A 9,652-nucleotide genomic window follows, 5' to 3' on the forward strand; every position below is an offset into this window, starting at 1 on the left:
GTGGCTCCAGCTATAGGTTCCGTTGCCATAGCTCACGTCTGCATCATCCACCGTATATGTTCCACCCTCGCAAATTGAGGCATTACTTCCGGCATCGGCAACTACCTGGTTGGTTACGGTGATATTCATTTGATCGGCTGACTGTGCACAGTCCGCATTCCCGTCGGCCGTTAACGTTAAGGTTACGGTATTTCCCGCATCTAAGGCATCGGGGGTATAGGTCGGTGTCAGTGTGGTTTCGTTGGCCAGGCTTCCGTTGCCGTTGTGTGTCCAGCTATAGGTTCCGTTGCCGTAATCCACATTGGCGTCACTTACCGTGTATGAGCTGTTTTCGCAAACCGCGGCATTACTTCCGGCATCCGCAACGACTTGATGCTGCACTGTTAATGCAACAGTAGATGAATAAATAACGGAAGCATCATTCCCTGTTATTCTGCATTGATATAAATAACCATTGTTTGTGGAGGGAACATTCTGCAGGCTGAGTTTATGAGAATTTGCACCTGAAATATTAAGATCATTAACCAAATCAACAAAACCGCCACCATCATCCACCTCCCACTGATATGAATCAACATTGTTTGCTTCAAGTATAAAATCTACATTATGATTTTCACATATGGATTTATCTAATGGTTCTGTCGTTATAATTGGTGAAGAACCACTTGACACAGACTGGTAAAAACTGTATATAGGATCGTAGCTTAAATCAACTAAATTACCAAAAGTACATCCAGAATAAGTATAAGGAACTTCAGGTTCAGTGCAATCCAAGGCAGTATAATTAACATCATCGTCGGTAAGTTCGGCAGGTTCGATCGCTCCTCCTATAAAAATTTTTGGCGGACTGTCTGTCGCTCCAAAATTTGCATTATAGGTATCTCCTTCAACCATAACATTTCCACTAACAATGAGGTAAGCTCCCCTTTTTACGATTATTGCCTGAGATTCATCCTGTATGTACAAAGAGCCGTTAATAATTAATATAGCATCTCTATCAATGACAATACTTGTAGAAATCCCCATTCTTAAATCCCCATTAATAACAAGGGTATCCTCCACCGTTAACCCACCTGATTCATAACTTACTCCATTATTACATGTGATGAATCCATAAATAGTAATCTGGTTATTCAAATTATTGACTATTGGCGTATTCCATTCGGGACTCCAAGACGTTGATGATTCCCAATCTCCTGTATAATTATAATAGCTTGCATGAGGTTGCGAAAATAAATCATTTACAGAAGCTAATAAAACAAAAATCCAGACTATTAAAATATTAAGCTTAATGATTCTAGCGCTAAAAAATAGAGATCGTTTTAATCTATTAACCAGATTGGTTTTTATAATATTAATACTATGTTGTAATAAATGCAGGTACGTCATAAATCTTAATAATCAACTTAATCTCTAAGGCAAAACAATTTAATTGTTTGAACACCAAACATACTTCAAAATACCTTTATGAAATATGATACCTCCTATACTCAAAATAACGTTAAAGGTTTAACTTTCTTGATAAAAGTTCAACTATTCCACATGAATACATCAAAAGTCCGTATCATTTTACGAAAAAAACTGTTTATAGCAAGTTCACCTACTCAAAATATTCATCTTTAAAGTTCACCAAATAGAGCTTATCGGTGCAACGGGTAAAGGCGGTATACAGCCACCTGTAATAATCTCTGTTAATATTCTCATCGGGGACGAAGCCCGGGTCGACAAACACATTTTTCCACTGTCCTCCCTGGGCTTTGTGACAGGTCATGGCATAAGCAAATTTAACCTGCAACGCGTTATAGTACTCGTTGTTTTTTACGGCTTCATACTGTTTTCTTTTGGGACTCAGGTCACTGTAGTCTTCCATCACCTTGTAAAAAAACTGTTCTTGCTCTTTCTGTGTAAGCCCAGGGGTATCCAAATCAAGTGCATCCAACATTAATTTCACATCCACTTCCAGCTCTTTGTAATCCACCAAACGAATTACACAGTTCACAAATCTCTTGTCGTATAATTCTTCGTATCCTCTGATTCTAACTATCTCGGCGATATCCCCATTAGCAATAAAATCAACCTCCTTGTTGTTTTTTAGCCAGTGATAATTATTCTTTACCACTAAAACAATATCGCCAACAGTTAATTCCTCTTCTTTATACAGAATACTGCTTCGGATTCCCTTGTTGTATAGGTTAGCTCTCTTATTGGAACGGTTAACGATCAAGGTTTCATCCATGCCCACCTGATCATACGATTCAGAAATGGCATCAATCAGCTCTTCGCCTGTAATTTTTTTTACATCATCGAAACCCTGCAGGTTTATTTTAGGTAACTCGTCCAAAAACTCCTGCGACTCGATATCAAATCTCAAATCCGAAGAACAACTTAACACACCACTTTCTGTTGATTGCCTCACCACATCCGACAAGAAACATTCGGTAACATTCGCCGAATAGTATTCCAGGGTATCCTTGTCTAGTGCCGGGCTTTCCGAATTTCCGACAGGGGGTAACTGGGCAGCATCTCCAATAAGCACCATACGGCAGTTTCTTTCTTCGAAAACAAAATTCATTAGATCCTCCAAAAGATTCCCTGTTCCAAAACTGGAATATTCACCTGAAAAACCGGAAATCATAGAGGCCTCGTCCACAAAAAATATAGTTTCGGGTTTTAAATTTTTGTTTAAGCCAAATGCACCAAAGCCGTCGTTCGCGGATTTCTGCCTGTAAATTATTTTGTGTATGGTATGCGCAGCGCGCTTGGCATATCCGGAAAAAACTTTTGCGGCTCTTCCCGTAGGTGCCATCAATTCCATTTTAAAATTCATTTCGGACAAAGTCTCCACAAATGAACTGACCAAAGAAGTTTTACCTGTGCCCGCATATCCTTTCATTAAAAAAACCGGATGTTCCTTATCGCTCATCAAAAATTCCGCAAATTTTTCAATTGTCGATGCCTGCGATGGCGTCGGTACATGCCTAAAATTTTGTTTTATGGCTTCTTTTAGATGTTTATTTATCATTATTTCTATAAAATAAGCGAATGGAAATTTAAAATTTGATTTTTTTTTTAAATTTGTGAATTCAAACTAATACAAAAATCTGTAAATAATGAAAACAGTCATTCAAATTGTACTTGTTCTTGCTATTATCGCATTGGCATATCTATGTGTAGATAGTATCCAGAGACCTATCAGATTTATCAAGGAGCATAAATTACGTAGTGAGGCAGTAATCAATAACCTAAAAGACATTAGAACCGCTCAAGTAGCTTACAAATCCTTATACGATAAGTTTACGGGCAGCTTTGATACGTTAATCGATTTCGTCAAGCATGATTCGTTAAAGCTAGTAAAAAAAGAAGGAAGCCTATCCGACAGCCTGCTTGAAGAAGGATGGACGGAAGAAAAGGCACTTAAAGTAGGTATGATTAAGCGCGATACTATTTTGGTTAGCGTTCTTGATTCGTTGTTTGGCAAGAAATACCCTATTGATTCTTTGCGTTATGTGCCATTTACCGACAACGAGCAATTTGCAATGGGTGCCGGAATCGTTGAAACGGGTTCGGGCGTAAAAGTGCAGGTGTTCGAAGCGAAGGTTCATAACAATATTTATTTAAATGGTCTTGAGCAACAAGAAATCGATAACTTAAGCGATAAGACATTAAAGCTGGAGAGATACCCTGGATTAAAAGTTGGATCGTTAACCGAAACTAACAATAACGCCGGTAACTGGGAATAAATTTATTTCTGGTATGAACAAGGCATCAGTTATCGATACAAGTTTCGATATAAATATTACAACATCATATTTTTTATCCATCCAGCTTCATCTGGATGGATTTTCTTTTTGTGTGCTCGACCCTGTAAGTAACGAGTACATTCAGTTTGAGCACCGTCCTTTAAAATTCAACGAAGAAATAATGGACGTACTCGAAAAAGAACTAGCGCAAAGGCAACTATTGGTATATCCTTATCAAAAAGTTTTTGTGATTTATAATACTCAAAATTATTCGCTAATTCCTCAGGCACTCTACAGTTCAATTGAAGATCCCGGATATTTGGATTTTTGTTTTGCGGATGGATTTGATGGCGAAAACGAAGTTTGTTTTGCCAATAAAATTAAAATGGCAGACTCCTTCTGTTCTTTCAAAGTGCCCAAAAGGCTGACTGAAATTGTAGACACGTATTACAGTCATGTCAAGTACTTTTGCCAGGCAACGCCGTTTATTGAAACAGCTCTGTTAAGCACGTCAACTGACATTGGCCATAATCATGTGCATATTAACCTTCAACCATCTGGTTCCTACTTTGATATCATAGTTACATCCAGCAATAATCTAAAAATGCACAATACATTTAAATATCACGATCACAAGGAGTTTTTGTACTTCGCCATGTTTGTGTTTGATCAAATGAAGCTTGACACCCGCCACACCAAGGTGTTTTTGACCGGCAACATAGAGAAAAGCAATGAGATTTATTCCATGTTGAAGAAATACATAAAACAAGTTGAGATAGAAACAACAACCAACCACTTTAAATTTTCAGGCGTATTCAAAAACATACCACTGCAAAACCACCTAAATTTATTCAACACTCCCCTATGCGTATAGTAAGCGGCTCGTTAAAAGGAAGAAGATTTTCTCCCCCAAAAAATTTTAAGGCAAGGCCAACCACCGATTTTGCCAAAGAAAACCTGTTTAATGTTTTGAACAATTCGATTGATTTCGATGACCTTAAAGTATTGGATTTATTTGCCGGAACCGGGAGTATCAGTTACGAATTTGCCTCCAGGGGAAGCAATGATGTTACTTGTGTCGAAACGAATTTCAACCATTTTCGTTTTATTAAAAAAACCATTGGAGAACTTGGTCTTGAACGCAGTGTAAAGGTTATTAAAGGGGATGCGTTTAAATTTGTTGAAAAAACGCCCGAGAAATTCGACCTTGTTTTTGCAGACCCACCGTATGACCTGGTTGGCGCCGAAAAATTACCAGACTTAATTTTTAAGAACAACATCTTAAATGAAGATGGGGTATTAATTTTTGAGCATTCGGGCACCGTTTCCTTTAATACTCATCCTAAATTCATAGAGAACAGGGAGAACGGTAAGGTTATCTTCACTATTTTTAAACCATAAAAAAAGAGGAGCGGTTGCAAGGCTCCCCTTTCATTACGTTTTATAATTCATTCATGATCTGGGATGAAATTGTATCATCGTATTCTTCAGATACTCTTTATCGAGATGAGTATATATTTCGGTAGTAATAATAGACTCATGACCTAACATCTCCTGAACAGCACGTAAATTGGCGCCTCCATCAATAAGGTGGGTTGCAAACGAATGCCTGAATGTATGTGGGCTTACATTTTTCTCGAAACCTAACTTGGCTACGAGGTTTTTAATGATCGTAAAAATCATGACGCGCGATAACTTCTTACCTCGCCTGTTTAAAAACAAGATATCTTCGCTGTCAACATGAATCTTAAGGTTTCTCCTGTACTCGCTCAAATAAAGATTAATTTCCTTAACTGCTTTTGTGCTGATTGGAACCAAACGCTCCTTGTTTCCCTTTCCTTCAATTTTAATAAATCCGGATTCGAAGAAAAGGTTAGAAATTTTAAGTTCGATTAACTCTGAAACTCGCAGTCCACAACTATACAAAGTTTCCAATATCGCTTTGTTTCTTTGTCCTTCCGGCTTTTTAATGTCAATAGCATTAATAATACTATCAATTTCGTCTACAGATAAAATCTCAGGTAACTTCCTGCCAATTTTAGGAGACTCCAGCAAGGCCGTTGGGTCACGATCAATCTTCTCTTCAATTAACAAGAATTTGTAAAAAGATTTAATTCCACTGATAATCCGGGCTTGAGTTCGCGGGCTAATGCCCTTTTCTGTCACCCATTCCATCATTTCTTTCAGATTTGCCAACGTAACACCTTCAGGTCCTAATTCATAACCTTTATCCTTTAAAAACTGAACCAATTTTGTTAGGTCTGTTACATAGGCATGGATAGAATTATCCGACAACCCTTTCTCAACTTTCAGATAACCTCTGAATTCTTCAATTTCTGATTCCCAAATCATACTAATAAATTTTAATTAACGTAAATGCAATATCAAGTAAATATAAATATATAAAATTATCGAATCAAGTAAAATATCATTTTTTTTATGTAAATCCATTAAATGATAATGTTGTAAACCAATAATTAACTTAATTTATTAATTACACTATAGACCTAACTCTATATAGCTTATTTGTTGATATTTACGATTTCAACATCTGCATTATATTGAATATTTTATTCATAAATGAGTAAGTGGCCCAGGTCAATTCATTTTATCATGCCATGAATTTTGTACAGAATATTTTAACAAAGCGATGTACTGTTTAATTTCCAAGAAATTATTAAGTAAAAAATATGGCACCGAATATATTGGCGTAAAACCAACATTATTGTATGAAAAGCCTATCCAAATTTAATCAGCCGATATGCAAGTGTCGGTTAATTATCAATAGCATCAATATGTAATGCATCCACGAAAATCGCAGAAGTTAAAAAATGTGAATGTTTGCAAACGTACCCTTATGGCCCCTTGATTCATTTACATCCTATAGATAACTGACAATATGTGACTTACACCTGCATATTTTAATTGATCCGAAAATAAAATAAACTCAAATAAGATTAGAATGATTATAAAAGCCTGTATTTTGTTCATTTAACTTTAAACTGAGTTTAATATCAAATAACTTTTCAATACATTTGTTGCCTGTTAAAAGTAATAGCAAAGAATAAGTAGTACAAACACTACAATCCAAATTAAATAATGAAACTTTTAATATTAAATGGCCCCAACCTTAACCTGCTAGGCAAAAGGGAAGTAAGCATTTATGGGAATCAAACATTTGAAAGTTATTATACTGAATTACAAAAAGAATTTAGCCATATTGAGCTACATTATTTTCAGTCGAACAGCGAGGGTTCGTTAGTAGATAAAATTCAAGAAGTAGGTTTTAGTTACGATGGAATTGTTTTAAACGCAGGTGCTTATACGCACACTTCAGTTGCGATAGCCGATGCCATCTCTGGCATATCATCCCCGGTTATTGAAGTTCACATTTCAAACATTTATAAGAGAGAATCATTTAGGCACCACTCCTATTTGTCGCCAGTTTGCGTTGGCACAATTGCTGGCTTTGGTTTGAACTCCTATAAAATGGCTATTCACGCTTTAATTAATAAATGATATAATAATAAAGATATTTTTTGCCCAGTAAAAACATAGAAATAAATATTTAGTTGATGAAAAAATTTACAAAAATTGTCGCTACCGTGTCAGACATGAAGTGTGACGAAGATTACGTAAGAAAACTGATCAAAGGTGGCGTTAACGTTGTGAGGTTGAACACCGCACATATGGATTACGAGGGTCTTTGTAAAGTAGTTAAGACAGTCCGCTCTATTTCTGATAAAGTAGCTACTTTGGTAGATACAAAAGGACCAGAGATTCGCACTACGCCAACCGAAGACGGAAACAAGATTTTGGTGGCCAAGGGTGATACATTACAGGTAAAAGGTGCCCCGGAAATGAAGTCTACTGCCGAATGTATCTGCGTGTCCTATCCAGATTTTGTTGCTGACATGTCTGTTGATGGTGATATCTTAATTGATGATGGAGAAACAGCTCTGAAAGTAATTGAGAAAAACGACGACCACCTGGTTTGCCGTGTTGAAAACGATGGTGAAATTGGCGGTAAGAAAAGTGTTAACGTTCCGGGTGTTCGTATTAACTTACCTTCGCTTACCGAAAAGGACATCAAATTTATTGGATATGCCGCGGAGCAGGAAGTTGATTTTATCGCGCACTCTTTTGTTAGAAATGCTGCCGACGTTGCTGATGTGCAGGCTGAATTGGACCGTTTGGAGTGTCCGGCCAAGATTATTGCTAAAATCGAGAACCAAGAAGGTGTTGATAACATCGACGAAATCATCGAGTCGGTATACGGTATCATGATTGCACGTGGAGATATGGGGATCGAAATTGCCCAGGAAAAAATTCCCGGAATTCAGCGTCAGTTGATTCGGAAATGTGTTGAGCGCAAGAAGCCGGTAATTGTTGCTACGCAAATGCTTCACACGATGATCAAAAACCCTCGCCCAACACGCGCTGAGGTTACCGATGTTGCTAATGCTATTTATTATCGTACGGATGCTATCATGTTAAGCGGTGAAACTGCCTATGGTGATTACGGGGTTGAAGCGGTTAAAACAATGTCGGAAATTGCGCGCGAGGTAGAGGCTGCCAAAGATAATCGTAATGATATCCCGGTTCCGAATGTCGCAAAAAGTAAAACTACTTACTTGGCTGATACTGCAGTAAAAGCTTCCGATGATCTGAACATTAAAGCTATACTTACGGACAGTTTCACTGGTAGAACGGCTCGTTATCTAGCGGCCTTCCGTGGAAAAACCCCAATTTACGGTTTATGTTACAGCAAAAGAACTGCTAGGGAACTAAACCTATCATACGGTGTTTCTCCTCGTATCATGGAACAGGGTAGATCGAAAGAAGAAATATTGATTAAAACGATTAATAAGCTTAAGAAAAAAGAAATCCTTTCCGACCAGGATCAGATTGCTTATTTAGGCAGTAGCTTTGGCATTGGCGGTGGTACATCTTTCCTTGAGATTATTACGGTGAAAGATTTACAGGATAGAACAACGGAACTAATGGAAAAGTAATTTTTCATTCATACCATATAATTTGATTAAGCTGTCCTTTCCGGACAGCTTTTTTTTTGTTGTATGTTTCCTATCCATAGCTAGCAATATTGAAAATGTGGTGGATTTGCATCTTTCCATACCTCTAATGAGCGTCATGCGCTAAAAAAACGAAAACCATCCTATTCTTCAACGATTAACGAATGCAACTAGCGCACTATCCTACTTTCTGGATTCTAACATTAAACCCGCCATATGCATTAGAAATTCTATTACACATTGAAATTACTTTAAAACAAGACACTTCGTTGCATCACTTCAACTCACCAGAACGATGCTCCCAAAAGTAATCGGGAAAGTTATGCCTCGTTTTATTGTACTTGCAATGCTCATGACGAACCTCCAATACATAATCCGGGTTAAACCAAATTTCACCGTATCGAATATTCAAGTATGAATGCGATAAAAACAAGGTCTAAAATAAACCTGGATTCTGAATACTCAGTTGACTAAACTTTTTTTAAAAAAACGAACTTTCACCAATTGACTTAACATTCTGGTAAGCAAGCCGGTATTGAGATACAGTTAATTTAAGCTTAAAATATTTGCATAAAAAAACACCCCAACTATTGCATAAAGGAAAAGAAGCTCTATCTTTGCATCGCTTTCAGAAAAATGATACCATTTGGTCTGGTAGTTCAGCTGGTTAGAATGCCGGCCTGTCACGCCGGAGGTCGCGGGTTCGAGTCCCGTCCAGACCGCAAACTGTAAGCAAGAACAAAGAAAAACGTGCTTTGTTTTTAACTCGAAAAGTAAAACGTAACAACAATTGTTTTTTAACTGGTCTGGTAGTTCAGCTGGTTAGAATGCCGGCCTGTCACGCCGGAGGTCGCGGGTTCGAGTCCCGTCCAGACCGCA

At 37.5% G+C, this 9,652-nt stretch carries 8 protein-coding genes and 2 tRNA genes; 7 read left to right on the forward strand and 3 right to left on the reverse strand.

The genetic code is table 11. The features are described 5' to 3' along the window. Both ACRD64_RS24625 and ACRD64_RS24630 read right to left on the reverse strand, forming a co-directional pair. Positions 1-1,389: hypothetical protein (locus tag ACRD64_RS24625; protein ID WP_430937186.1), on the reverse strand; the 1,389-nt coding region annotated here is incomplete at its 3' end. Positions 1,390-1,600: 211 nt separating this feature from the next. Next, positions 1,601-3,022 (reverse strand): ATP-dependent DNA helicase, encoded by a 1,422-nt coding sequence (locus tag ACRD64_RS24630; protein WP_430937188.1) that lies wholly within the window; start codon positions 3,020-3,022, stop codon positions 1,601-1,603. Positions 3,023-3,110: 88 nt separating this feature from the next. On the opposite strand from ACRD64_RS24630, the gene ACRD64_RS24635 reads away from it, so the two are divergent. Genes ACRD64_RS24635 through ACRD64_RS24645 form a run of 3 tightly spaced genes read left to right on the forward strand, consistent with a single transcriptional unit; the run spans position 3,111 to position 5,141 of the window. Beyond that, complete coding sequence (locus tag ACRD64_RS24635; RefSeq protein ID WP_430937190.1) at positions 3,111-3,740, forward strand: hypothetical protein; 630 nt, start codon at positions 3,111-3,113, stop codon at positions 3,738-3,740. A gap of 13 nt (positions 3,741-3,753) precedes the next feature. Further along, positions 3,754-4,614, forward strand: coding sequence for a DUF3822 family protein (locus ACRD64_RS24640; RefSeq protein ID WP_430937192.1), 861 nt, complete (start codon positions 3,754-3,756; stop codon positions 4,612-4,614). Then, positions 4,605-5,141, forward strand: a complete 537-nt coding sequence (locus ACRD64_RS24645) for an RsmD family RNA methyltransferase (RefSeq protein WP_430937194.1) — start codon at positions 4,605-4,607, stop codon at positions 5,139-5,141. The genes ACRD64_RS24640 and ACRD64_RS24645 overlap by 10 nt, the downstream gene beginning before the upstream one ends. Before the next feature lie 51 nt (positions 5,142-5,192). Here ACRD64_RS24645 and xerD read toward each other — a convergent pair whose 3' ends face one another. Beyond that, complete coding sequence (xerD, locus tag ACRD64_RS24650) at positions 5,193-6,092, reverse strand: site-specific tyrosine recombinase XerD (RefSeq protein WP_430937196.1); 900 nt, start codon at positions 6,090-6,092, stop codon at positions 5,193-5,195. Between the two features lie 747 nt (positions 6,093-6,839). Here xerD and aroQ point away from each other — a divergent pair. The 4 genes from aroQ to ACRD64_RS24670 all read left to right on the forward strand — a co-directional run bounded on the left by aroQ (position 6,840) and on the right by ACRD64_RS24670 (position 9,650). Beyond that, a complete protein-coding gene (gene aroQ / locus ACRD64_RS24655; protein WP_430937198.1) occupies positions 6,840-7,259 on the forward strand; it encodes a type II 3-dehydroquinate dehydratase in 420 nt (139 codons plus the stop codon). Between the two features lie 56 nt (positions 7,260-7,315). After that, entirely contained in the window at positions 7,316-8,755 is a 1,440-nt protein-coding gene (gene pyk, locus ACRD64_RS24660; RefSeq protein ID WP_430937200.1) for a pyruvate kinase, read from the forward strand. 666 nt (positions 8,756-9,421) lie between these two features. After that, a tRNA-Asp gene (locus tag ACRD64_RS24665) sits at positions 9,422-9,495 on the forward strand. An 81-nt stretch (positions 9,496-9,576) separates the two neighbouring features. After that, positions 9,577-9,650: transfer RNA gene (locus ACRD64_RS24670), tRNA-Asp, on the forward strand. Positions 9,651-9,652 lie beyond the last annotated feature (2 nt).

This window comes from Saccharicrinis sp. 156 (assembly GCF_050589685.1).
GTDB lineage: Bacteria > Bacteroidota > Bacteroidia > Bacteroidales > Marinilabiliaceae > Saccharicrinis.